A 22,598-nucleotide genomic window follows, 5' to 3' on the forward strand; every position below is an offset into this window, starting at 1 on the left:
CACGAGGCGGTCAGGTACCAGCGGCAGCGGTCTGTGTCGTAGTGGATGCGGTAGGCCACGGCCCGGTTCGTCGAGACGCGGTCGGCCCACTCGTCCCTGCGGTGGTGGAAGACCGCGGTTGCGGCCAGGACGTACCGGCCGTGCCGGGCGTTCGCCAGGTGCACCAGCGGGACGGGCAGCTTCAGGGAGACTTCGCCGTCCGGGGTGACGCGGATCGTCTCGTTCCCCAACCGCTTGCCCGACTCGCCATCCGCCTGCAGGAACCAGCGCGCTGCTTCCCAACGCCGTCGCCACGCGTGCTCGGTGAGCTGCGCCGCCTCGAGGTGGTGTCGGGTGGTGAGCAGGCGTTTGCCGCCCCGCACCACCCGCACCCGCCCCACCTCGTGATCGGCCCGCTCCCGCTCCAGCCGATCCTTGAGCAGATGCAGTCGCCGGGACTTGTGGAACCACTCCTGCCGGGTGCGGTATCCGCCCGGCGCCCGCTTCGTGCCCTTCTCGCCCACCGGCAGCGACAGGCGGTGCGCGATCGTCTTGATGCCGGCCTCAAGGCCGTGGATGTGCGCGAGCTGGGCACGCCGGGACAGCGCCCACTGATCGTGGGTGGCCTTCGTGATCGAACCGGCCCACCGCGAGGACGACGTGTCGGTCAGGGCCCGCTTGCGCCTGGCCCACGTATCCGCGGAGTGCTCCAGGCCCTCGGCGCACCGGCGTTTGAGATCCTTCGAGGCCAGCGACCCCAGATGCGCGCCCACCAGACGTAACACCTCGTCATCGTCCGGCGTGAGGCCCTTGATGCGGGTGCGGATCGCCACGCCGGACGGGCCGACGGCCACGAAGGGGGCAGCGATCGTGCGCAGCGCCTCACCACGCATCGATGCACCCCCCTCCCCAACACGTGATCGGCAACAGGAAGGACGGTACCGGCCGGCACTGACAGTGCCCGCCACGCGTCGTGCGCGCGCTGCACCACCACGAACAGGTACATGCTCGTGCACACGCACGCACACTCCTGCACATCCGAAACCGAACAGCTCCCAACCCCGTTTACGGGGTGGAGGAGTCACACCGTTCCCCGCGCAGCAGATCCAGCGCCACGACGTCCCTGGCGGCCTGATCCACGAGTACCGCAACACGGCTTGACGAAGATCGACATCAGCTGGCGAACAAACAGGTCAGCACTGCGAGTGCCGATAAATCATCCGGCCTGCTCAGGCTGATGTTGGTATTCGTGCAGGGTTGCGCCGAGCCGGTCTCGTCGGCGGACCTCAAGGTGCCGGATCGGCTCTGGCACGTTGATCGGTGCAGGCAGTGGGCGCAGCGGCGCGGCTTGGCCCAGGGCTCGGTGCGGTCGATGGCAGGTGTAGAAGGTCTCGAACTCGCGGAGCGCGTGCAGCAGGTGGCTCTGGTTCCAGATCAAGGTGCCCTCCAGCAGCTCGCGTCGGCACGTCTGTATCCAGCGCTCCATGAGGGAGTTCATCCGCGGTATCCGGAGGCCGGTGGTGACGACCGTCAGCCCGGCGTCGGTCAGCAGGTCGTCGAAAGCGGCCGTGAACTTCGAGTCACCGTCGCGGATCATAAACGTGGCCCTGCTGCCCGCGTCCTGGAGGTCCATGAGGAGATTGCGCCCGAGCTGCACGATCCACTGCGCCGTCGGGTGTGCGGTGGCGCCCAGGATCCGGATACGCCTCGTTGAATGCTCGATCACCGCGAAGACGTACAGGCGCGCCCCGGTCAGGGTGCGGACCTCGAACAGATCGCAGGCCAGCAGCGCTACTGCCTGGCTGCGCAGGAAGTCGCCCCCGGTGGTGCTCTGCCGTTCGAGCACGGGTGGAATGCCGTGTTCCTTGAGGATCTCCCAGACGGTGGAGGCGGCGACCTTAATGCCGAGCGCCGCGAGCACTTTGTGGATCCGCCGGTAGCCCCACGAGGCATTCTCCCCCGCCAGACGCACGACCAGGGCCCGGCTCGACCGGATGGTCGGCGGACGTCCGCGGCGCTTGGGCACACAGGTCGCAGTGTGGCGCCGCTTGAGCAGGTCGCGATGCCGGCGCAGGAGCGTGTCCGGGCGGACCAGCAGCAGGAGGTGCCGCAGCTTGTCCATGCGGAGGTGGTGGAGCAGGCCGGCCAGGACAGCGCGGTCGGTGTCGGTGAACGTGGGCTTGCCGACCCGGCGCTGCAGGACCAGCAACTGGTGCCGCAGCGCCAGCATCTCCACGTCCTTCTCTCTGTCGCTCATCGACAACAGGCACAGGAACGCGAAGGTGTGGGTCACGGCGAGATACGCAAGGCCCAGCAGCACGAAGATCATGATGCCGTCGATGCCCCGCGCAGATGGAGACAACAGGACGAAGGGAGACGCGGCCGGAGATCGGCGATCAAGCGCCGGACCTGGACGGATGAATTATCGGCACCCGCACGGCCAAGCTGCTGACTTTGACACTTCGGGCGACGCGGTCGGGGCCCGGTGACCGAGGCACACTGCCTCCCACCAGCGCGGATGAGTATTCGGCAGGCGCAGGGTGTCAGCGTCGTACGTCGTGCTGGTCTACCTCGGCCAGGACGCGGGCGACGGTGGCGAAGTCGTTGTCACGGTGCAAGATGGTCAGGCCGTGGTGCGCGGCGGTCGCGCAGAGCACGAGGTCGATGACTCCGGCCGCGCGGTGCTGGCCGGTCTGGGTCAGCTTGTATTGTGCGCGGTCCGCCCAGCGCCATACGTCCTTGGGGACGTGCACTGTGCCGAACATGTCGTTCAGGTCGGCCTCCATCGCGTCGCGGTCGGCCGGTCCGGTGGCGCTGAACAGGATCTCTGCCCGTGTGGCCTCGCACATGCCGATGGCCCCGGTCTCGATCTCGGCGTCCCAGCGGCGCAGGTCGGCCGGATCGGTGGCCAGGTGGACGTAGGCGCTGGTGTCCATCAGGTACGCGATCACTCGCCGGCGTCGCCTCCGGCGGCCTCGCCGCGCTGCGCGGCCTTACGCGCCTGCCACAGGCGCCGGGTGGGTTCGAAGTCGCCGCGTGCTCCGCGTTCGGTCAGCCGCTCGGCCGCCTGGCGGCGCTTGTAGCGCTTGACAACCTCGGCAAGGGCGGCGTTGATCGTGTCCTTCTTGGTCGTGGTGCCAAGGAGCGCCGCGGCCTCGGCGAGGGCCTGGTCGTCCAGGTCGACGTTGGTCACGCTCACGATGACCACTCCCTCCATGTGTGTCACGTGGGAAAATGACCCACCTCTCACACATTGTAGCACTGCGGGTGCCGATAAATCATCCTGTGCCGCTCGAAAAGTCGTCGCCGCGGGTCACGCGGCGTATCTGTACTCGTTGGGGCCGCCGAGGATCCGGGTGCGCTGGAGTTTGTGGGTGCCGCTGTCTGTCGCGGTGGGCTGTTTCTGGGCATCGGGTGGTAGCTGGTTGCGCCTGGTGGGGCCGATGCTCGTTGGGGTGCCTCTGGTAGGCCGCAAGCACCTGCCGGGCATGTGCCTCTCCCATGACGAGGATGTGGTCGAGCACCGCGCGGCGGAGGCTGCCGATGACGCGCTCGCAGTGGGCGTTCATCCGAGGCGCCCGCGGTGCACTCTTGATCACGTCCAGTTCCTCTGCCTCGAAGACCGCGTCGAACGCCTCGCCGTACTTGCCGTCTCGATCGCGCAGCAGAAACCGCAGGGACTCCATGCGCACGCCGAGGTCGGCGGCGAGATTCCTCGCCTGCCGCATCGTCCACTCCCGCGTCGGATGGGCGTGACGCCGGTGATGCGCAGGCGCCGGGTGCCGTGCTCGAGGAAGGCCAGCGCATAGAGCCGCCCGCCGAGCGCGGTGTCGATGGGGAAGAAGTCCGCCGCGATGATGCCTTCGGCCTGGGCGGTGAAAAACTCACGCCAGATCGGACCGGAGCGACGCGGCGCGGGGTCGATGCCTGCCGCGTGGAGAATCCCCCACACCGTCGAGGCTGCGATCCGGTGCCCGAGCCGAGCCAACTCTCCTTGGATCCGCCTGCGGCCCCATCGCGGATTCTCGCCGGCGAGTCGCAGTACGAGGCTCTTGAGCGCCGTGGCGGTCGGCGGCCGACCGGTGCGCCTGCGCGCGCTGTAGTCCCACTGCGCGGCGACGAATCGGCGATGCCAGCCGAGCAGGGTGCCCGCAGTGACCGGGAAGACCTCGCGCCGGCGACACCGAGGTATCAGCCCCGACAAGGCAGCACACCACAACCGATCGACTGGCTCGCAGCAAACCGGGCCGGCCAACTGCCAGCGCAGCACCGCGTTCTCGTGGCGCAGGACGAGAAGCTCAGCGTCTTTCGCCGCATCCCCGCGGAGCAGCAACGACGGCAGGAAGAGCAACTTCCGGGTCACCTTGTACAGCAAGGACACGATCATCCGGGCATGCTCCCAGCCGACGAGCCGTCACCGCTGCCACCTGCGACGACGACTTTTCGAGCAGCACAGGGTCGAGTGGCGGCCGGTTGCCCGCGAGCAGGGCCGGCCACGCGCCATGGGGACCTGTCCCCCAGTGGCGACCTTCGATCCGGACTCCGCCAGGGGCCGGGTAGAAGGGATCTCTTGTTTCCCCCTCTGCAGCACCGCAGCCTCAGTCGTGTGGGGGCACGGGCGACGTCCTCGCCGGATACCTCCTCGGCTCATCCGCCGGGCGCATCCTACGCACCGCGAGCATCGCCGGCCTCGCAGCCCTGGCCGCGGCAGTCCTCCTGCGCTCCAACGGCCCCCGAACAGCAGCCTGCGCCCTCTCAGCCGAACCCATCACGACCCAAAGGTCCGACCATGAGCCGTCGGGAACTTGCCGGCATCCCTCGGCGACCAGTGACATTGATCGTCGCTGGGCTTGCGGCGGTCCCTCATGCGCGGACCAGGGTCCTGCAGGGCTCGACCCACAGTGCCGTGAGACACAACACAACCTTGACGCGTCAATTAATATGGTGTGTACTTGCGATTCGCAAGTTCCTACCTGGTGAGACAATCGGATGTTCAAGCTGTTCGAGAACGGCGAGAAGGCCACCGTCAACAACGCCTTCGACAGGACGCGTCCTGTACTTCGCCAGACCCGTGGCCTGCCGGCGGACCTGAGGGGCTCGTCGCCCAGGTGAACTTCGCCGATGAAAGATCGATCCCCGGCACGGAGGTTTGGCCTTCGACGTCGGGCTGGACGAGGCGGAGGCGCGCGAGGTGTGTGTCGATGCCGGCGTGTATGCCGACGGCGCGGACAAGCGAACGGCAGGCCGCCCAACTGGACATTGGCGGCGTGCTGTTCCTTGTCCTGGATCGGAAGTGGGCGTGACCCCTGAGGTCGAACGCTGTCCACTCAGGCGCTGGAGTATGGCAAGACCGTTCCGCGGCGCCACGCTAAAACCCCGCGGCCACCTCGAATGCGGGGTAGCAGCTGTCGCGGTCGCGCAGCAGGGTAGCGGAAGCCGGAGCGGCGGTGGCCGAGGTCGGCCGTGAGGGTGCGGACTGGGGTGTCTAAGCAGATGACCAATGGAGGCGAGATGTCGTTTCTGCGTTCGCGCCGGGAGCAGCTGAGACCCGAGCAAGTGGGGTTGCCCGCCTCTGGTCGGCGGCGGACCCCTGGGCTGCGACGGGAGGAGCTCGCTGTGCTCGCTGGCGTGAGTGTCGATTACCTGGAACGGCTGGAACGGGGCCAGGATACGAATCCCTCCGATGCGGTGCTCGCCGCGCTCGCCGAGGCGCTGCGGCTCTCCGACAATGAGAAGCAGCACCTCGCGATGTTGGTCATGAAACGTCATAGCGCCGGGCTCTTCCCAGCTCCCCGCCCGGTCAGCGATGAGACACGGCCTACGGTGCGTACGTTGCTGAATCATCTTGATCCCACGCCGGCATGCGTGTTCGGGCCGATCTGCAACGTTGTGGCATGGAATAGCGCGTGGAGAAGGGTTGTCAGGCCGCTGGGATTGCTGGATGAGGACTCGCCTAATTTGATTCGCTACCATTTTCTGAACCCCATGGCGCGCCGGATATTCACCGAGAGCGATTGGGTAGATATGGCGGACGAGGTGGTCGGCTGGCTGCGGTCCGCCCAACCGGACTGGGGCTCAGATGATGAATTCCGCGCCGTAGTCGACGACCTGAGTGCGGTTCCCGAGTTCGCGTCGCGATGGGCCGCTCACCCGATCGCATACAAGGAGCCGGGCGGCAGGCGTTTCTCTCACCCCGATGCCGGAATCCTGAAGCTCACTCTCGAGGTTCTCCTCGTCGGGGAAGCGGGCCAATGGCTCCAGATGTGGCTGCCGTCCGATGAGAGCACCAAATTGGCCATCGACGCCCTCCTCTCGGCGCCTTCGCATCGTCCAGCCGGGTAGCGCTTCAGGCTGACGGCGCGTCGCGAGCAGGCCTCAGCGAAAGCGCCTCGCCAAGCGAAGCAGGCCGGCCGTGGCATACGGTCCCATGGCCCCGGCTCTATACGACGGCCGGCTCTGTGTGTCGGCGCATCGATGAGGAACTCGACTTCGAGGTCGAGAAGTCGAGTTCCTCATCCGTCGTGCCGCAGGCCGCAGGAGTGGGCGCATCACCTGGCCAGTCGTCCTTGCGGCGCGTCCGCGACCTCAGCCTCGGAACAGTGCGCCAGGCCCGGGAACCGGGGCGTAGGCCCCGAGTGTGGACAGCACCTGCCAGGATGTGGCGGTCGCGGCAGTGACGACCGGCAAGTCGACGATGGCTTCGGCGGCGGGAATCGCCTCCAGGGAGGGCATCTGCACGCAGGCGCTCAGCACCACCGCGTCGGCCCCGCGGGTGTCGAGTCGGCGCGCGATCTCGGGCAACTGCCCTTGGTCGAGGCGTCCAACGGCAAGGTTGTCGTCCACCTCCAGGCTGATCGCGTCCTGGACCTCGATGCCTTCTGCTTCGATGTAGTCGACCACGCGTGCGGTGAGGGGCTTGAGGTACGGGGTCACGAGCGAGACCTTGCGGGCGCCGATGTGGTGCAGCCCGGCGACCAGAGCCCCCGCACTCGACAGCACGTCGACGGCCACACCCGCGTCCGCCGACGCGCTGGCGAGCCGCCGCTCGATGTCACGGTGCGCGCCGCGGCCCTGAGCCATGATGGCGACCAGGCAGGCGTAGGCCATAACGTCCACATCGGCGTCGGCCAGCTCGATTGCCGCGCGATCGGCGTCCGCATTCATCGCGGCGAGCTCGCTTTCGCTGACGGTCTTCATCCGCATCCGGCTGGAATGGAACGTGAACCGGTCACCGGTTGTGGCCGCCACCCGGCGCAGCACCTCGGGGACTTCGGTCTCCATCGTGGTGTTGGAACTTGGCACCAACAGGCCCACGCGGTAGGAACTCATCGATATTCGCCTTTCATTGAAAATTGGGTCGGCCGCCGGTGGTTGGTATCTTCGACTGCACCCGTGGCTCCCCGGACTGCGCGCTGTGGACATCTGGTCTGGTGTGGATCGCGGATTCGTGATCAGGCCATGAGATCTGGGCGGTTCGAGGTGGTACCGCCGCTCTGGCATGGGATCCGGAGTTGTGCGCTACGGCACGCGGACACGGTGACGTGTGTGGGGCGCACATGGGGCATCGCCCTTTATCCGTGGCGCACGCCTGGTTCGACCTGCGACGAAGGCAGGACGAGCAAGGTCGTCGGCGACTCAAGCGCGCGAACGAGGCGTTGGGGAGGGGACTTCCGTTGATTCCGTCGGCACTCGAGGGTGTGGATCCGTTCCGGGGTCCGCTCGATCGCACCGGACTGTCCCCTTCCGCTCTGTTCGACTGCTCGTCATGACGATGCAGGCCTCGTGCCGGCGGTGGAACGCCGGGCGGATCCCCGCCCCCGCAGGGCGGGGAGTCCTCTCGCGGGCTGCCCGCGGTCCCCTGCATGCCCGTCTGAAGTCACCTATGTGGCCTCCACTGCTCGCGCCCGAACCTCTGTAACAAGCAGATCGAGGGGGGTTTGCGTGGCTCGGCGATGCGCTGCGGTGCCCGCGAAGCGGCAGCCTCGCCCTGCGGGGGCGGGGATCTGCCCGGCGTTCCACGGCCGGCACGAGGCCTGCATCGTCAGAGCCAGCAGTCGAGCCGAAGGCGAGGAGACACTCTGATGGACATCAGGCCGATGCGATCGTGGATTCACCACAGCAGGGGCAAGGTGCTGCGGCAGGCGGGAGCGGGACGGTACGAGTTGGCCGGCCTGCATGAGGACATGCTCACGCGGCAGGGTTTTGAGGGCCGCGACGCGCACCTGTACCGGCGCAACGAGCCGACCAACTGGAAGCGCGCCGAGGGAAGCGGGGGCCACCTCGACATCGATGGGCGGCTACTGGAGCCCACCGACCTGACGAACGCCGATGGTGGTCCGCTGCGGCTGTTCCACAATCCCGACATCTCCATCTGGGCGAGCCGGCGCAGCACACATATGACCTATTCGGCGCGTAACGCCGACGGGGACGAGCTGTACTTCGTGCACGAGGGCACCGGCACCTTCTACACCGAGTTCGGCCCGATCCCCTACGAGCCCGGCGACTGGGTGCTCCTGCCGAAGGGCGTGACCTATCGGATCCGCCCGACCGGTCCGGTGAACTACTTTCTGATCATCGAGTCGACCGAGGAGCTGGGCTTCGCCGACATCGGCCCGCTCGGTCGCCGCGCGCCGTTCGATCCGGCCCTGCTGTACGTGCCCACCCCGGCGCTGGACGAGCTCGGTGACGGCCGCAACGAGGACGGTGAGTGGCCGGTGCGGCTCAAGTTCCGGGGTGACTACACCACGGTGTTCTACGACTTCGACCCGATCGACGCCGAGGGCTGGAAGGGCGACCTGTTCCCCTTCAAGATCAACATTCGGGACTTCCGGGCGATCTTCAGCGACCGCATCCACATCATGCCGTCCGCGTACGGCATCTTCGCCACGTCGAGCTTCCTCGTGGGCAACATGGTCCCCCGCCCCTTCGAGGCGGCGCCGGACTCGGAACCAACCCCGCCGTACCACCGCAACATGGACTATGACGAGCTCGTGTTCTGGCACAAGGGGACGGCTCTCGGCCTGCCCATGACGCCGGCCAGCATCTCACTCACTCCGCGAGGTGTGCACCACGGTCTGCCGGCCGCGGTCGTGGACCAGATTCGCAAGAACGTGAAGCGCGGTGACCTCACCGACATGGAGTTCCCCTTCGTGGACACGCTGCGACCGCTGGTCATCACGCCGGAGGCCCAGGCCAAGAAGCGTGAGGGAGAGAGCTACAGCCAGGTAGGACGACGCATTCAGGAAGACGACCAGTGACTGAACAGCAAGCCCAGATCAGCACCAACGCAGTCGGCGTCATCGACTTCGACGCACTGCCGGCAGGGACCAAGACGACCGTCATCCCGGTCGCCGCCTCCGACGGTGTCGTCTCCCGCGGGTTCCTCTACGCCCGCGGCAGTGAGCGCACGGTGGTGGTGGTGTCGCACCCCCGAGGCGACATGAGCCGGCACTACGCCGCTCCGGCGGTCCTGGAAGCCGGGTACGCCTTCTATGTCCACCAGCCCCGCAGCCTGAACAACGACGTCGACTGCGAGCACGAGAGACTGTTGCTCGATCTCGCCGCCGGGCTGAACCATCTGAAGAACGAGCGAGGCTACGAAAAGATCGTGCTGCTCGGCAACAGCGGTGGCGGATCGCTTCTCGCGTTCTACCAGCAGCAGGCGAGCACGACACCGCCGGGAAGGCTGACGGACACCGCCGCCGGCGAACCGCTCGACCTCAACGCCGTCGAGATGCCCAGCGCGGATGGACTCGTCCTGATCGCAGCGCATCCCGGCCAGGGATCCTTCATGCTGAGCGCCATCGACCCGTCGGTCATCGACGAGGACGATCCACTGGCGGTCGATCCGGCACTGGACATGTACAACCCGGCGAACGGCTTCCGCGAGCCCCCGGAACCCAGCACGTACTCCGAGGAATTCCTGGAGCGCTACCGCGCGGCGCAGCAGGACCGTGTGGCCCGCCTCGACGCCCGGGCCCGAGGGTTGATCGCCGACCAGCAGCGCTACCGGCAAAGGATGCAGGAGGCGGGCTTCGCGGACCTGCCGCTCAAGGAGCGCAACCACGTCACCCGCCGCGCGGTGGTCGGCAACTACATGACCGTCCACCGCACCGAAGCCGATCCGGCGTACCTGGACGTGCGCCTGCACGCCTGGAAGTCCACCCGGGGGCCAGCCTCGATTCTCGGGCCCCGACCGGACCAGATCAACTACGCGCCCGGCGGGTTCGGCCGCCTCGTCACCCCGCGAGCGTGGCTGAGCACTTGGTCCGCACTGTCGACACGGGCCACCCTGCTCCAGTCGGTGAAATCGATCCACGAGCCGCTCCTCGTGATCAGTTTCACTGCGGACAACCTCTGCTTCCCCGACGACAGCCAAGCACAGTTCGACGCCAGCCCGGCCGAAGACAAGACGATGCAGTTCTTCGAAGCCGCGCACTTCGGCCATCCCCTCCCAGAGCGGGAGAAGGCCCTGCAGTTGATCGCCGAGTGGCTCGGTCGTCGCTTCGCTGCGACGGAGACCCGCTGACCAATTCCTCCTTCGTCGGTGTAGCGGCGTGCCACCACACCGACGAAGGACACAGCCGAACAGAACTACCCACTCGGCGAACTCTCGAATCAGGAGGATGCAATGAAGCATTTCGTCGTGACGCTCGAATTCGGCGACGGAGTACTGGACCAGGAGGCGGGTGAGGCGCACAAGGCATATCTGGCGAAGCTGTACGCCGAGGGCACCCTCATGTTTTCGGGCCCATTCAACGACGGCCGAGGCGGTATGGCCATCCTGCACTGCGACTCTCTCCAGCAAGCACGGAACATCTATCAGGAAAGTCCCGTCGTCCGCTCCGGCCACGCGACCTCGGATGTGCGCGAATGGAACATCGTGATCGGGTCGCTACCGAACTTGAATGGGTAAAGTCGTGGCATTCGCCGTGCAGTAGGGTGCCGCTACCGGGAGTGCAGCACGCCCAGTGAGCCTGGCTGGAGGGGCGGCTGCATTAGTGCAGGGCTTCGATGACTCTTAGGACTAGGGCGCGGGCTTCTCTGCCGTATACGCCATGCTGCGTAGCTGTTCAAAAGCCGTCAGGTACAGGGCGATTTCGCTGGGTTGGTGACGCGCACGCGTGCGGAGAGAAGTTCCACCGAAACGAGAATGTCTTCGGAAGACCCAGGAAAGACCAGGACCAGCGAGTTCATCTTCCAGACCGGTCCGGTCGCCCCCATGGGCACAGCTCCGGAGCCCTAGTTAGTTCATGCTAGGGGCTGCGCCTGTGCAGATAGTCAGGTCCATGTATTGCCGAGGTCCGTTATATGAGGCGGGCCCGACAGCCAATGGGAGAAATTCATGCAGAAGTCAAGAAGGATTCTGGTAAAGGTGGCCATGAGCATCGCTGCCGCCGCAGGTGTGGCTGTCGCCGCCACTCCGGCAACGGCATCGACTGCCAATCCGTACGAGCTGTGTACCGACTTCAACTTCCAGGGGACCTGCGCTCAAGGGTATGGCGCCCCTGGGAAGATCCCGGACCTCCGCTATTCAGATGACCCATATTTGAACGACAGTATCTCATCTATATCCACTGGCGATCGAGCGATCGAGGCGTGGACGGATCCAAATTTCCAGGGTATCTACGGCTACTTCCAGCCTAATTACCGGTGGTACACCCTGAGCTATCCCTATCAGGACTCGATCTCGTCAATCTCGAGTCCGGGATTCTGATCCTGTAGCGTCGGGGCAGGAGAGCAGGGAGTTTCACTGCGTTCCTGCCCCGACATCGTCAGCCAATCAGCTGAAGGTTGGGGTGTCCCGTGCGTGGTTGTTCGTATTCGAACCGTCAGCCCAGGCTCGGCCGCGGGGGGCGGCAGACTGGTCGTTTGCTTCGAGGCCGTGGTGGGTTGGCATCGTGGGGGAGCCGGAAGGTGGCTGCGTTCGTCCTGGGTGTGTGTGTACTGGCCTCACTCACCAACTGCGGGTCGGGAAAGGTCACTGAGCCTGAGGGGATGACAGCACGCTCAGGGCGAGATTTGGTGAGCGCACTGCGTGCGTTGCTTCCCAAAGGAGACATTTCCGAAGCGGAAGGACAGGCCGTCGGTGCAGTGGGCGCCAACGACGGTAGACCACCGAGATCGCTCAAGGCAGAATTGATTTTTGACGACGGTCATGGACCGGCGAAAATATCGGTAGCCCTCAGCCGATTTCCCGTGCCTGTACCGTCGATTTTGTCGCAGTGTCCGGACACGGCCTATCACCCGTACAGCAAGTGCACGATCAGGAAATTGAACGGAGGAGCCGATTTCATCCTGGACAAATCACCTGCGAACCAGAATAAGCCATCAGGCGTCCAGCGTTGGACGGCACTTCTGACCACTCGTCACGGCGATCAAATCTTGGCGACTGAGATTAATGCTCGTCACGACACTGACGTGACAGTCAGCCGGCCTATACCACCGATTCCGGCTGAAACACTCACCACCATCGTCACATCTCCTACTTGGAGACCCTTTCTCACCGCGCTCTCGGTGCCACCCAGCAGCAACCTCACCCCACAAACTAAGCAAGTGTCGGCACAGCAAATCACCGGATTCCTCAGGAAACTGTTGCCGACGGGGTTGCGCGTCGCAGACGAGGGCGGTGCGGACGGTTTCGGTCATGTAACCGTTGACGATGGTCAAGGCAAGAGTCTCGTCGCCATGAACGTCCAACGATGGCAACCCGATGATCCCGCCATATCGAGGATCTTCAAAACGGCTGACATCCTACCCGATGGCACTCGTCTCACCACCCATCAGGGTCGTCCGACCAGTGGCGGCAAAGGCCTCACCGAATGGACCGTCGACACCTTTCGCAAAGATGGATTGCGCGTGGTGATCTCAACAGTTAACGCACGGGCCTACGGAATTCCAGCCACGCGCAAAATCCCTGCTTTGACGACCTCTCAGCTCCGACAAATTGCTCTTGATCCCCTGTGGGCTCAGTTGAGTTGGCCGAAGGTGACTTGAATACGGCAGGGCCCGGGCGGGCGCCGGGCAGCCTAGAAGCTGAGGGCATGTCAGTGCCGGTGTCCTCGGGGAGGTGCGCGCTCGGGGGCTGGCTGAGGACCGAAGCGAGAGCATGATGGTGCTGGCCAATATGGCGCTCGCGACCTGGTCTCGGTGGCGTCCAGGCGCAGCTCGACGCCTTCGGCCTGGGCGTAGGCGAACACATCCGTCAGCGCCCGAAGACGCAGGCCGGGGCTGTCCGGGCCGCCGGCGTCACCGACGCCGAAATCGCCGAAGTCGTCGGCAACCTCGCCCTGAACATCCTCACCAACTACTTCAACATCGTCGCCGACACCGACAACGAATTCCCCCTCGTCACACCCCACCAGCACGCCTGACACCCCCCAGTCGTGCGGGTCGCCACCCTGTCCTGCCCACCGGCGACCCGCACACCCAACCCCACCCCCGGCCCCACCGCTGCCGTGAAACGGCGGCGCAAGCCAGGCCGTGACCGGCCGGCGGTCAGGAAGGGCGGCGCAGAGGCCCGCACGGCCCCAGCAGCCGCGTCCGCGGCCGCGGAGTGGGGCACCGGGCGGGGAGGCGTGAAGGGATGTTGGCGTGGAATTGCGGGCCTTGCAGATATTCGTAGCGATCGTCGAGGAAGGTGGACTGTCCGCGGCGGCGCGGCGGCTGCACATAAGTCAGCCGGCGCTGTCCCAGACGATCAGCCGGCTTGAGCGGCAACTGGGTGTGAAGCTGCTGGCGCGCAGCAGCACCGGTGCGCAAGCCACAAAGGCGGGGGCGATCCTCCTCGGTGAGGCCCGCGCCGTCCTGGCCAGGCACGACCAGGCACTGCGGACGATGGCCCGGTACACCGATCCCGGTCGCGGGGTTCTGCGGATCGGGATCCCACTGGAACTGCCCCCCCGGGCTGCTGGACTCTGCACTGGCGGAGCTGGCCCAAGTCCACCCGGACACCCACGTGCAGGCCCGTCACCTGTCCACAGCGGAACAATGGGCCACCCTGCAGGCCGGCGAACTGGACGTCGGGTTCCTCCGCGAGCGGCCCACGAGGGCGGAGTTCGACGCACTACTCGTCGTACGAGAACAGCTCGGCGTGCTCGTGACCGCGGAGCAGGCCGCCCGACTCGCCGGCCCCGACGGCATAGCGCTCGACGCACTCATCGGCTTGCAGTGGGTCGGCTTTCCGCGCTCCGGCAGTCCCGCCTCCGCCACACACCCTCCCCGCTCCTCGTGCCAAGCCGCAGCCCCTCGCTCTAGATCGCGAGCTGGGTGTGGCTCTCGGCGGGCGGGCCGTCCGGGATCGCCGGGGCGCGCGGGACCATGCCCTGCGCCACGGCACCGACACGCTCACTACGCTCAACGTCGGCTGCTACATCTGCCCGTGCTCCCGCAGCCGCCGCGAGATGGTGGCGGCCGCCGCCTTCACGCTCTCCGACAGCCGGACCCGGTTCTCCCGGAAGCGGCGGGACGGGGCACTGATGCTCAGCGAGGCGATCGTCTGGCCGTGCCGGCCGATGAGCCGGGCAGCGACGCAGCCCACGTCGAGGATGGCGCCGCCGTCGTCGTAGCTGAGCTGGTCGTTCCGGATCCTAACGAGCTGGTCGCGGAAGACCTGCGGCCGGACGACCGCGTTGCTGCTGCGGGTGCGCTGCGAGCTCGTGCAGATGTAGTCCTCGATCTCAGCCGCAGGGAGATGGGCCATCAGCAGCCGGCCCGACGCGAAGGTGTGCGGCTCGTACCGCATCCCGATGCGTGGGCCGACAACGGAGAGCGGGTCGTCGCCGACGACCTTGTCGATGAAGATGAGGGCCTGCCGGTCGTAGACCGCCAAGCACACCGACTCCGAGTGCCGACGCGAGATCTCCTGCATCACGGGGCGGGCGGTCTCGATCAGTCCACCGGATGTCATCCGGTGGATCTGACCGAGTTCGAACGCACGCCATCCGAGCTCGTAGCGGCCGCGCCGGGACTGGTGGAGCAGCCCGGCCTCGGTCAGGGCGGCGAGCAGCGAGTGAGCGGTCGAGCGCGGCATCTGCAAGGCCGTCGCGACCTCGCTGACCCCCCACACCGGACTTCCCGGCGTGTAGAGGTCGAGGACACGGCCCGCCTTGGCGATCGTGCTCACGCGCAGCCCCTTCGATGTACAGAGAGTTCGCAGCCCGTCCTACTGCGCGGGTGTCGCGGTGATCGGCACCATCCCGAAAGGATATGTCGCACCGCTCAGCTGCGGATAGAGATCCTGCACTGGACCGGCGAGGGCCGCTTTCACCTCCACGCTCCACTGGTCGGCGAGCACCTCCAGACTGCCGTCCTGGATGCCGTCGAGTCCGGCGCGGACGATGTCCGCGGGGTCGTTCTTCACCACGTTCAGCGCCTCCGTCATCGGTGTCGCCGTGTAGCCCATGTGGAGGGCGACGAGGTCGACCCCGTGCGGGGCGAGCTCCAGCCGGAAGGCGTTGGTCACAGACCACAGAGCCGCCTTCGCCGCGCTGTAGGCGGCCGGGAGCGACAGCCAGCTGAGCAGCGAGATGACGTTGAGGATCGCCCCGCCGCCGTTCGCAACGATGACGGGTGCGAGCCGCCGCGTGACGGTGACGGTGCCGAAGAAGTTCACGTCGAAGACGTGCCGCAGCTTAGCGTCCTCGACGGTCATGACCGGATCACGCAGCGCGATGCCCGCGTTGTTGATCAGGATCGTCGCGTCACTCGCCGCCGCCACGACGGCGTCGATCGTCTCCTCGCGGGTGACGTCGAGAACCAGCGGCGTGACGCGGGCGTCGTCCCACGTGCCGAGCGTGACGTCCGTGGCGTACACCTTCGCCGCGCCGCGTTCCAGCGCCTGCGCGACCCACTCACGCCCGAGACCGCCGTTGGCCCCGGTCACGACCACCGCCTGAGCTGCGATGTCTGTCATGTGCGTCGTTCTCCTTTCCATTCACAGGGTCGATTCAGGGGACCGTTCAGAGGATGGAGCGGCCGGCGTCGACAAGCAGTGTCTGGCCGGAGATGTAGGAGCCCGCGTCGGAGGCGAACAGCAGTACGGCCCCGACGATGTCCTCCGGTTCGGCAATCCGCCCGAGCGCGGTGTTCGCGCCGGCGGCCCGCTCGCGCTCCGGGTCCGACCACAGGGCCTGGGAGAACCTGGTCCGCACCGTGCCCGGGGCGACGGCGTTGGCCCGCACCCCGCGGTCGCCCCACTCGGCGGCGATGTTGCGCACGAGCGAGTTGAGCGCCGCCTTCGCCGCGCCGTACGCCGCGAGCCTGGTGCTCGCTCGCAGCGACGCGATGCTCGACGTGACGACCACGCTGCCCCCGCCCTGCGACGCCATCAGCGGGAGGAACCCCTCAATCAGGATGAGGTTGTGGAAGACCGAGGTCCGGAAGGTCCGCTCGACGTCCTCCTCGGAGGTGTCGATGAGCGGGCCGACGTGCGTGTAGCCGCCGGCGTGCGCGATCAGCGCGTCGATCCGGCCGAACCGGGCGTGCGCCCGCTCGGCGAGGGTGCGCACGCTGTCGGGGTCGTTGAGGTCGCAGACGATCCCTTCGACCTCGATCCCGTCCGCGGCGAGCGCGTCGATGGCTTCCTTGATGTCGGCCTCGAAGTTGCTCGACAGGACGACGCGTGCCCCGAGGCCGTGCAGCCCCTTGACGACAGCGAGTCCGATACCCGCTGTGGATCCGGTGACGAGCGCGGTCCGCCCGCGCATGTCGAAGGGGTGGGTCATGCCGTCGCCCGGCTTCCGGTGCGCGCGAGGAAGCCGTTGACCAGCTGCGAGAAGGCCCCGGGGTACTGGAAGAGGAAACCGTGGCCGGAGTCCGGGTACACGTGCAGTTCAGCGTTGGGCAGCTTCTGCGACATGATGAACGAGTTGACGGTCGGGATCATCACGTCGTGCTCACCGTTGGCGACGAGCACCGGGTGCCAGATCTTCTCCAGCTCCGGGAAGGCCTGGTCGCCGCCCTCGACGCCGCCGGACCAGTTCCGGATCGCGGCGACCTGCTGCAAGACGGCGTCCATCGGCACATCGGGCTCGCGGTCGGCGCGCAGGTGGATGCGGCGCCACATGTCGTCACCGGCGCGGATGCCCGCTTGGGAGTCGGTGAAGAACAGCACGCGGAACGCGTCGAGCGTGAGCTCGGGGGCAGTACGCAGCGGGGCGACCACCGACTCGGACGGCAGGATGCCCTCGCCGAAGCCCGGACCGGTTCCGGCCAGCACGACGCGGCGCACCAGGTCCGGGCGGGCCAGCACGAAGCGCTGCGCGACGTAGCCGCCCAGGGAGAAGCCGAGCAGGTCGACCGGACCGTCGGTGATCGCCTCGACGAACGCGATGGCGGAGGCGGCCATCTCGGTGACCGTCCCGGGGTTGCGGCCGCTGGTGCGGCCGACGCCGAGGTTGTCGAACAGGATGACCGGGCGTTCGGCGGCGATTAGGTCGATCAGGGCGTGGTCCCAGTCGTCCATCGTGCCGCGCAGCCGGCTCAGGAACACCAGCGGCGTCCCCTCCGAGGCGCCGAAGGACCGGTAGGCGTAGGTCTCGTCCCCGACGGTGACGAACTGGTCGGGGGCGGTGAGCGTCTGTGACATGGATGTCTCCTTGTGATGGGGGTCAACGAACAAAATCGGAGGCAGCGGGACGGTCAGACCTTCTCCAGGTCGACGCCCTTGGTCTCCTTGAGCGTGAAGCCGACGATCGCGCAGATCAGGCACAGCACGATGACGAAGACCTGGAAGGCCCAGGGCGCGCCGATGGAGCCGGTGTACGCGCTGAGGTAGGGCGCGGTGCCGCCGAAAAGCGCCGCGGCGATCGAGCTGACGGCGCCGACGACCGGGGCGCGGTGCCGGGTCGTGACGTTCTCGGCCTGCACGGCGGGCGACTGGGAGCCGGTCATGCCCCACAGGGCGAAGATGACGGTCGCGGGAACGGCGAGCGTCCACCACGTGGACCCGATGAACGTGAACGCCGGGTAGACGAGCGCAGCGAACACGATGCCGTAGGCGATGACCAGCGGACGGCGCCCGACGCGGTCGGAGACCCATCCCCAGAACGGCATGAACGCGAGTCCGACGACCTGCGCGACCAGCAGCGACCAGTAGGCGGCGCTCGGGCTCATGTGCTTCTGCGTGATGGCGTAGGTGCCCGCGTAGGCGGTCCAGGTGTACTGCACTACGGAGCCGCCGGCGACGTAGAGCACCAACTGCGTGCTGCGGCGCACGATCCGGCCCGCTGACCAGGCGGGGAGGCTGGTGATGGAGCGCGCGTCGTCGGCGCCGGACGTGGTCGCCCGCTCGTAAACGTCGCTCTCCATCATCGAACGGCGTAGGAACAGCGCGTAGATGCCCAGCGCCCCGCCGATGACGAACGGGATGCGCCATCCGCCGTCCGCGATGAAGCCCTCGGAGGTGGCCGCAGTGAGGGTGCCGGCGACGGCGTTGGCGAGGATTGTTCCCGCGATGACGCAGCCGAGCACGCCGCTCGACCACAGTCCGCGTCTTTCACGCGGTGCGATCTCGGTGACGTAGGAGTAGGAGATCGCCGTCTCGCCGCCGTGCGCGAGTCCCTGCAGGAGCCGTGCGACGACGAGGAGGAACGACGACCATCCGCCGATGGCGGCGTAGGTCGGGATGACGGCGATCGACAGCGTGCCGGCCGCCATGCCGATCATCGTCACCAGCAGGACGAACTTGCGGCCGCGGCGGTTGGCGAGGAAGCCGAAGACGACGCCGCCGATCGGCCGCATGACGAATCCGACGGCGAACACCGCGAGCGTCGCGAGCAGCCCGGACACCTTGTTGGCCGGGTTGAACAACGCCGTCGCGATGAACGGTGACATGGCGGCGTAGACCGCCCAGTCGAACCATTCGAGCAGGTTGCCGACCGTGCTGGCGAAATACGAACGAACGCGGGACGCGACCGAAACCGGCGCAGCCGCGCGCCGGCTCGGCGCCGACCGGTCCTCGGAGGTGGGAGTGACCATTGCAAGCCCCTTCGCTTGGAATGGAATCAACGGGCTGCGATTGTGTGGAGGCCTCGCACGGGTGGACAACGAGAATCCCGCGATTCGGGATGGGGATGCGGCGACGATGCTCTGTGTCCAGAGATGCCGGAATCGCGCGGCCAACGGCGCCGTGTCGGCTGTCGCGTCCGGCCGTCGGGCTCTGATCCCTCATCGCCGAGTCTGGCGGAGTCCTTGAGTGCCTTGCCGTCCACGGCGATGGCGCGCCGTGGACCGGACGGCTCGACGGCCGGCTCGGTGGCGGCGCGGTACCGGTCGGCGAGGTAGGCGTCCACCGCCCGGTCCAGGGCATCCCCGTCAACGGCCTGGAGCACGCGCCCGATCGTCGCCGCCGAGGGGCAGCGACGCCACCCAAGCCGATGGCGTCGCACACCGAGGGCGGCCAGCAGTTTGCCGGAGACGTTCGCGCCCCACTCGGCGAACTCGTCGATGCTCTTGGCGCCCGCCACGACCGCGCAGGCGCACACCAGCAAGATCGCTGTCAGCGAGTACCAGCAGCCCCGCCGCGAGCGGGGGTCGGGCACCACATCGAGGTAAGGGGCGCAGGTCAGCGACCCTGCCAGCATCCAGCGGACCCAGCTTCAGCAAGACGGTGGGGAGGGGAGAAGACGCCGGCAGACACGGGGACACCTCGTGATCACCGGGCTTAGCGCCCACAATGATCACGAAGCCCGTGCCTGCCCCGCTATCCACCCCAGCCAGCCGCTACCCGAACACACCACATACCCAGACCAGGAGCCGAACGCCTCCGGTACATCCCTCCACGGGCTACCGGTACGGAACCGCCAGATGATCCACTCCATCTGGTCGCACAGGTGCTCCGGATAGGGGCCGTACCGCCCGATCGGCAGGTGGGGGCTATCAACTCCCAATCAGCATCACTCAGTTCGCGTCGCAGCACACGAGAGGTCTATCAGTTCGATCATGGTCACCGGAGGTGATCACCGAGACCGAGATCACGACTCAGAACAGGCCCTCGGGGGCGAGAATCGCCGCATGGACATCCGGCAGCTGGAGTACTTCCTCGCGATCGTGGACCACGGCGGGTTCAATCGGGCGGCCTCGGCCCTGTATGTGTCGCAGCCGGCGCTATCACAGACGGTGCGGTCGCTGGAGCGCAATCTGGGCACCGACCTGTTCCATCGGATCGGCAAGCGCGCCGTCCTCACGGGGGCAGGAATGGCGCTCATTGAACCTGCTCGCGCGGCCGTACGGAGCATGGAGACTGCCCGCGCGAGTGTCGACGCCGTCCAAGAACTGCGGACCGGCAGGCTCGACATCGCCGCGATGCCATCCCCGGCTGTTGAGCCGCTCACCTCGATGATCTGCGATTTCAGCAACCGTCATCCTGGGGTGCAAGTTTGCGTTCGTGCCGCCTTCACACCACAAGACGTTATCGACATGGTGCGCACGGGTATCGGCGAGTTGGGGTTGCTGACCACTCCCGACCCGCTGCCACAGAAGGAGGTTCTGTCCCACCCCATCGGTGTGCAGAGGTTCGTACTGCTCGCGCCGCCTGGCAGCCCCTTCCCCGCAGGCAGGCCGGTGGCCTGCGAGCAGTTGTCCGGGCAACGACTGATCATCGTGCAGCGGGGCACGGCCGGGCGGGCATACGTTGACACCCTGCGCGAGCACGGTGTCGATTTCACCGTGGCCGTTGAGACTGAACACCGAGTGTCAGTGGTGCCGCTGGTGCTGGCGGGGGTGGGTCTTGCGGTGGTGACCGATTCCTGGCGCAGTACGGCAGAGCAGGCAGGTGCGATGGTGCTCGACCTGGAGCCGAACACCGCGCTGCGAATTGCGCTGATCAGCCGCAGAACTCCGCTCTCTCCCGCGGCCCGGACCTTCCTAGATCGCGCGTCCGCGGACGATGAACTCGCCCCGTAGGGCCATCATCGGGGAGCTATAAGCCCGTCCTATAAGACGCATCGGGATTCTGCCTTGGACACGCCACCCGGCCCGCTGCTGCAATCAGTCGCATGACGAACTACCGCATCGCCCTCATACCCGGTGACGGCATCGGGGCCGAAGTCCTCCCTCCCGCCCGGGAGGTCCTGGAAGCGGTCGGCCGCCACCACGGCATCGCGTTCTCGTACACGTCCTACGACTGGTCCTGCGAGCGCTACCTGCGGGAGGGGGCGATGATGCCCGACGACGGACTGGACCGGCTGCGCGAGGCGGACGCGATCCTGCTGGGCGCCGTCGGCTACCCGGGCGTACCGGACCATGTGTCCCTGTGGGGGCTGCTGATCCCCATCCGCCGGGGCTTCCGCCAGTACGTCAATCTCCGACCGATCCGGGTCTTCGAAGGCGTGACCAGTCCCCTGCGCGCCGCCGCTGCGGGCGAGGTCGACCTCGTCGTGGTGCGGGAGAATGTCGAGGGCGAGTACAGCGAGATCGGCGGCCGGCTGAACCGGGAGACACCGGAGGAACTGGCCGTCCAGGAAGCGGTGTTCACCCGGGCCGGGGTCACTCGGATCGTCGACTACGCCTTCCGGCTGGCCGCCCGCCGCAGTGGGAGGCTCACGTCGGCCACCAAGTCCAACGGCATCATCCACACCATGCCGTTCTGGGACGAGCTGGTCGCCGAGCGCGCTGCCGGGCACCCCGACGTAACCTGGGATCAGGAGCACATCGACGCGCTGGCCGCAAAGCTCGTCCTCGACCCTGCCCGCTTTGACGTGGTCGTCGCCTCCAACCTCTTCGGCGATATCCTGAGCGACCTCGCGGCCGCCGTGGCAGGCTCGATCGGCATCGCCCCCTCCGCGAGCCTCAACCCCGAGCGCGCGTTTCCGTCTATGTTCGAGCCGGTGCACGGCTCTGCCCCCGATATCGCCGGCCAGGGCATCGCCAACCCGCTGGGCGCGATCAGCTCGGCGGCCCTGATGCTCGACCACCTTGGCCACCCCGAGGCCGCCAAGGACATCGACGACGCCATCGCCACCATCCTGGCCAAGTCAGACGTCCGTACCCGCGACCTTGGCGGCACAGCGACGACCGACGAGTTCACTCATAAGCTGCTCGAACTCCTCTAACCTCAGTAGGGTCGGGGACTGGCGCGGCGGCTGTCGCTCCGATTCCAGTCCCCGCCGCTTCCAACCGTGCGTGCAGTTCTCCCGCACACGCCTTTCCGACATCGCTCACCGGCTGGCATGCCGTGTCGCTCGAAAAGTCATCGCCGCAGGTCACGCGGCGTATCTGTACTCGTTGATGAGGCCACCGAGGATCCGGGTGCGCAGCAGCTTGTGGGCGCCTGTCCCGCGTGAAAACCCTGGTTCGGGCTGCTGATCAGGCCGTTTGTCTGCCTGCCGTCAGGCTGCTTGCTGGTACTCGTTGATGAGGCCGCCGAGTAGTTGAGTGCGACGGACGCGGCCTCCCAAAGCGATGACAGGTGCCGTCTGGCCGGTCTCCGAGGCTTGAGGAGGTCGTTGGTGAAGGGATTGGTGGGGGCGGTGCCGGTTGTAGTGGTCGGTGTAGGTGTTCAGGACGGCGCGCAGGTGCCGTTCGTTCATGATGAGCAGGCAGTCGGTACACTCGCGGCGGACGGTGCCGACCCAGCGTTCCGCGAAGGCGTTCGCCTTCGGCGATCTCGGCCGGGGAAA

20 protein-coding genes and 5 pseudogenes are annotated in these 22,598 nt (G+C 67.0%); 10 read left to right on the forward strand and 15 right to left on the reverse strand.

All coding sequences use genetic code 11. The features are described from left to right. The 5 genes and pseudogenes from ACWDA7_RS36525 to ACWDA7_RS36545 form a co-directional block, all read right to left on the reverse strand. Positions 1–872: pseudogene (locus ACWDA7_RS36525) on the reverse strand (IS200/IS605 family accessory protein TnpB-related protein); the annotation flags it as partial. 323 nt (positions 873–1,195) lie between these two features. Continuing rightward, positions 1,196–2,299, reverse strand: coding sequence for an integrase core domain-containing protein (locus tag ACWDA7_RS36530; RefSeq protein ID WP_450610227.1), 1,104 nt, complete (start codon positions 2,297–2,299; stop codon positions 1,196–1,198). Between the two features lie 223 nt (positions 2,300–2,522). Beyond that, positions 2,523–2,930 carry a PIN domain-containing protein gene (locus ACWDA7_RS36535; RefSeq protein WP_450610194.1) on the reverse strand — a complete coding sequence of 136 codons (408 nt, stop codon included), beginning with the start codon at positions 2,928–2,930 and terminating at the stop codon, positions 2,523–2,525. Continuing rightward, on the reverse strand, positions 2,927–3,178 hold the full coding sequence (locus ACWDA7_RS36540) for a type II toxin-antitoxin system VapB family antitoxin (protein ID WP_450610196.1): 252 nt from the start codon (positions 3,176–3,178) through the stop codon (positions 2,927–2,929). The genes ACWDA7_RS36535 and ACWDA7_RS36540 overlap by 4 nt, the downstream gene beginning before the upstream one ends. A 114-nt stretch (positions 3,179–3,292) precedes the next feature. Further along, positions 3,293–4,366 (reverse strand): annotated as a pseudogene (locus tag ACWDA7_RS36545) (integrase core domain-containing protein). Positions 4,367–5,490: 1,124 nt separating this feature from the next. On the opposite strand from ACWDA7_RS36545, the gene ACWDA7_RS36550 reads away from it, so the two are divergent. Then, positions 5,491–6,321, forward strand: coding sequence for a helix-turn-helix domain-containing protein (locus ACWDA7_RS36550; protein WP_450610229.1), 831 nt, complete (start codon positions 5,491–5,493; stop codon positions 6,319–6,321). A 243-nt stretch (positions 6,322–6,564) separates the two neighbouring features. On the opposite strand, the gene ACWDA7_RS36555 is transcribed toward ACWDA7_RS36550, so the two are convergent. Further along, on the reverse strand, positions 6,565–7,308 hold the full coding sequence (locus ACWDA7_RS36555) for a maleate cis-trans isomerase family protein (RefSeq protein ID WP_450610198.1): 744 nt from the start codon (positions 7,306–7,308) through the stop codon (positions 6,565–6,567). Positions 7,309–8,060: 752 nt separating this feature from the next. Between ACWDA7_RS36555 and ACWDA7_RS36560 the strand changes: the two genes are divergently transcribed. The 5 genes from ACWDA7_RS36560 (at position 8,061) to ACWDA7_RS36580 (ending at position 12,975) form a co-directional block, all read left to right on the forward strand. Further along, on the forward strand, positions 8,061–9,236 hold the full coding sequence (locus ACWDA7_RS36560) for a homogentisate 1,2-dioxygenase (RefSeq protein WP_450610200.1): 1,176 nt from the start codon (positions 8,061–8,063) through the stop codon (positions 9,234–9,236). Next, on the forward strand, positions 9,233–10,507 hold the full coding sequence (locus ACWDA7_RS36565) for a hypothetical protein (protein WP_450610201.1): 1,275 nt from the start codon (positions 9,233–9,235) through the stop codon (positions 10,505–10,507). The genes ACWDA7_RS36560 and ACWDA7_RS36565 overlap by 4 nt, the downstream gene beginning before the upstream one ends. A gap of 102 nt (positions 10,508–10,609) precedes the next feature. After that, positions 10,610–10,894, forward strand: a complete 285-nt coding sequence (locus ACWDA7_RS36570; protein ID WP_450610203.1) for a YciI family protein — start codon at positions 10,610–10,612, stop codon at positions 10,892–10,894. Positions 10,895–11,353: 459 nt separating this feature from the next. Then, entirely contained in the window at positions 11,354–11,695 is a 342-nt protein-coding gene (locus ACWDA7_RS36575) for a hypothetical protein (RefSeq protein WP_450610205.1), read from the forward strand. 308 nt (positions 11,696–12,003) lie between these two features. Further along, positions 12,004–12,975, forward strand: coding sequence for a hypothetical protein (locus tag ACWDA7_RS36580; protein WP_450610206.1), 972 nt, complete (start codon positions 12,004–12,006; stop codon positions 12,973–12,975). Between the two features lie 131 nt (positions 12,976–13,106). On the opposite strand, the pseudogene ACWDA7_RS36585 reads toward ACWDA7_RS36580, so the two are convergent. Further along, positions 13,107–13,217, reverse strand: a pseudogene (locus ACWDA7_RS36585) (transposase family protein); the annotation flags it as partial. A gap of 355 nt (positions 13,218–13,572) precedes the next feature. Between ACWDA7_RS36585 and ACWDA7_RS36590 the strand changes: the two are divergent. Together ACWDA7_RS36590 and ACWDA7_RS36595 are read left to right on the forward strand one after the other, a co-directional pair. After that, positions 13,573–13,695: pseudogene (locus ACWDA7_RS36590) on the forward strand (LysR family transcriptional regulator); the annotation flags it as partial. Between the two features lie 241 nt (positions 13,696–13,936). Then, a pseudogene (locus ACWDA7_RS36595) lies at positions 13,937–14,377 on the forward strand (LysR substrate-binding domain-containing protein); the annotation flags it as partial. Here ACWDA7_RS36595 and ACWDA7_RS36600 read toward each other — a convergent pair. From ACWDA7_RS36600 to ACWDA7_RS36630, 7 genes are all read right to left on the reverse strand, one after another. Further along, entirely contained in the window at positions 14,348–15,103 is a 756-nt protein-coding gene (locus ACWDA7_RS36600; protein ID WP_450610208.1) for an IclR family transcriptional regulator, read from the reverse strand. The pseudogene ACWDA7_RS36595 and the gene ACWDA7_RS36600 sit on opposite strands and share 30 nt — an antisense overlap. Positions 15,104–15,142: 39 nt before the next feature. Next, on the reverse strand, positions 15,143–15,892 hold the full coding sequence (locus ACWDA7_RS36605; RefSeq protein ID WP_450610210.1) for an SDR family oxidoreductase: 750 nt from the start codon (positions 15,890–15,892) through the stop codon (positions 15,143–15,145). Positions 15,893–15,938: 46 nt separating this feature from the next. Beyond that, positions 15,939–16,703: an SDR family NAD(P)-dependent oxidoreductase gene (locus tag ACWDA7_RS36610; RefSeq protein ID WP_450610212.1), complete on the reverse strand. Its 765-nt coding sequence runs from the start codon at positions 16,701–16,703 to the stop codon at positions 15,939–15,941. After that, positions 16,700–17,566, reverse strand: a complete 867-nt coding sequence (locus ACWDA7_RS36615; protein WP_450610214.1) for an alpha/beta fold hydrolase — start codon at positions 17,564–17,566, stop codon at positions 16,700–16,702. Before ACWDA7_RS36615 ends, ACWDA7_RS36610 begins: the two co-directional genes overlap by 4 nt. A 53-nt stretch (positions 17,567–17,619) precedes the next feature. Then, positions 17,620–18,957, reverse strand: a complete 1,338-nt coding sequence (locus tag ACWDA7_RS36620; protein WP_450610216.1) for an MFS transporter — start codon at positions 18,955–18,957, stop codon at positions 17,620–17,622. A 26-nt stretch (positions 18,958–18,983) separates the two neighbouring features. Next, on the reverse strand, positions 18,984–19,562 hold the full coding sequence (locus ACWDA7_RS36625; protein WP_450610218.1) for a transposase family protein: 579 nt from the start codon (positions 19,560–19,562) through the stop codon (positions 18,984–18,986). Between the two features lie 96 nt (positions 19,563–19,658). Next, positions 19,659–19,868, reverse strand: a complete 210-nt coding sequence (locus ACWDA7_RS36630; RefSeq protein ID WP_450610220.1) for a transposase — start codon at positions 19,866–19,868, stop codon at positions 19,659–19,661. A 124-nt stretch (positions 19,869–19,992) separates the two neighbouring features. Here ACWDA7_RS36630 and ACWDA7_RS36635 point away from each other — a divergent pair, with 124 nt between their 5' ends. Next, positions 19,993–20,883 carry a LysR family transcriptional regulator gene (locus ACWDA7_RS36635; protein WP_450610222.1) on the forward strand — a complete coding sequence of 297 codons (891 nt, stop codon included), beginning with the start codon at positions 19,993–19,995 and terminating at the stop codon, positions 20,881–20,883. Positions 20,884–20,975: 92 nt separating this feature from the next. After that, positions 20,976–22,031 (forward strand): tartrate dehydrogenase, encoded by a 1,056-nt coding sequence (locus tag ACWDA7_RS36640; protein WP_450610224.1) that lies wholly within the window; start codon positions 20,976–20,978, stop codon positions 22,029–22,031. 276 nt (positions 22,032–22,307) lie between these two features. On the opposite strand, the gene ACWDA7_RS36645 is transcribed toward ACWDA7_RS36640, so the two are convergent. Then, positions 22,308–22,598, reverse strand: a 291-nt coding sequence (locus ACWDA7_RS36645; protein WP_450610226.1) for an integrase core domain-containing protein, incomplete at its 5' end; no start/stop codon positions are given.

This window comes from Streptomyces sp. NPDC001156 (genome assembly GCF_053598275.1).

Bases quoted from the DNA above. Each gene is read 5' to 3' on its own strand.
- ACWDA7_RS36560 (WP_450610200.1), top strand. From the start codon at position 8,061: ATGGACATCAGGCCGATGCGATCGTGGATTCACCACAGCAGGGGCAAG.
- ACWDA7_RS36610 (WP_450610212.1), bottom strand. From the start codon at position 16,703: ATGACCCACCCCTTCGACATGCGCGGGCGGACCGCGCTCGTCACCGGA.
- ACWDA7_RS36615 (WP_450610214.1), bottom strand. From the start codon at position 17,566: ATGTCACAGACGCTCACCGCCCCCGACCAGTTCGTCACCGTCGGGGAC.
- ACWDA7_RS36640 (WP_450610224.1), top strand. From the start codon at position 20,976: ATGACGAACTACCGCATCGCCCTCATACCCGGTGACGGCATCGGGGCC.
- ACWDA7_RS36635 (WP_450610222.1), top strand. From the start codon at position 19,993: ATGGACATCCGGCAGCTGGAGTACTTCCTCGCGATCGTGGACCACGGC.
- ACWDA7_RS36550 (WP_450610229.1), top strand. From the start codon at position 5,491: ATGTCGTTTCTGCGTTCGCGCCGGGAGCAGCTGAGACCCGAGCAAGTG.
- ACWDA7_RS36625 (WP_450610218.1), bottom strand. From the start codon at position 19,562: ATGCTGGCAGGGTCGCTGACCTGCGCCCCTTACCTCGATGTGGTGCCC.
- ACWDA7_RS36555 (WP_450610198.1), bottom strand. From the start codon at position 7,308: ATGAGTTCCTACCGCGTGGGCCTGTTGGTGCCAAGTTCCAACACCACG.
- ACWDA7_RS36620 (WP_450610216.1), bottom strand. From the start codon at position 18,957: ATGGTCACTCCCACCTCCGAGGACCGGTCGGCGCCGAGCCGGCGCGCG.
- ACWDA7_RS36605 (WP_450610210.1), bottom strand. From the start codon at position 15,892: ATGACAGACATCGCAGCTCAGGCGGTGGTCGTGACCGGGGCCAACGGC.
- ACWDA7_RS36570 (WP_450610203.1), top strand. From the start codon at position 10,610: ATGAAGCATTTCGTCGTGACGCTCGAATTCGGCGACGGAGTACTGGAC.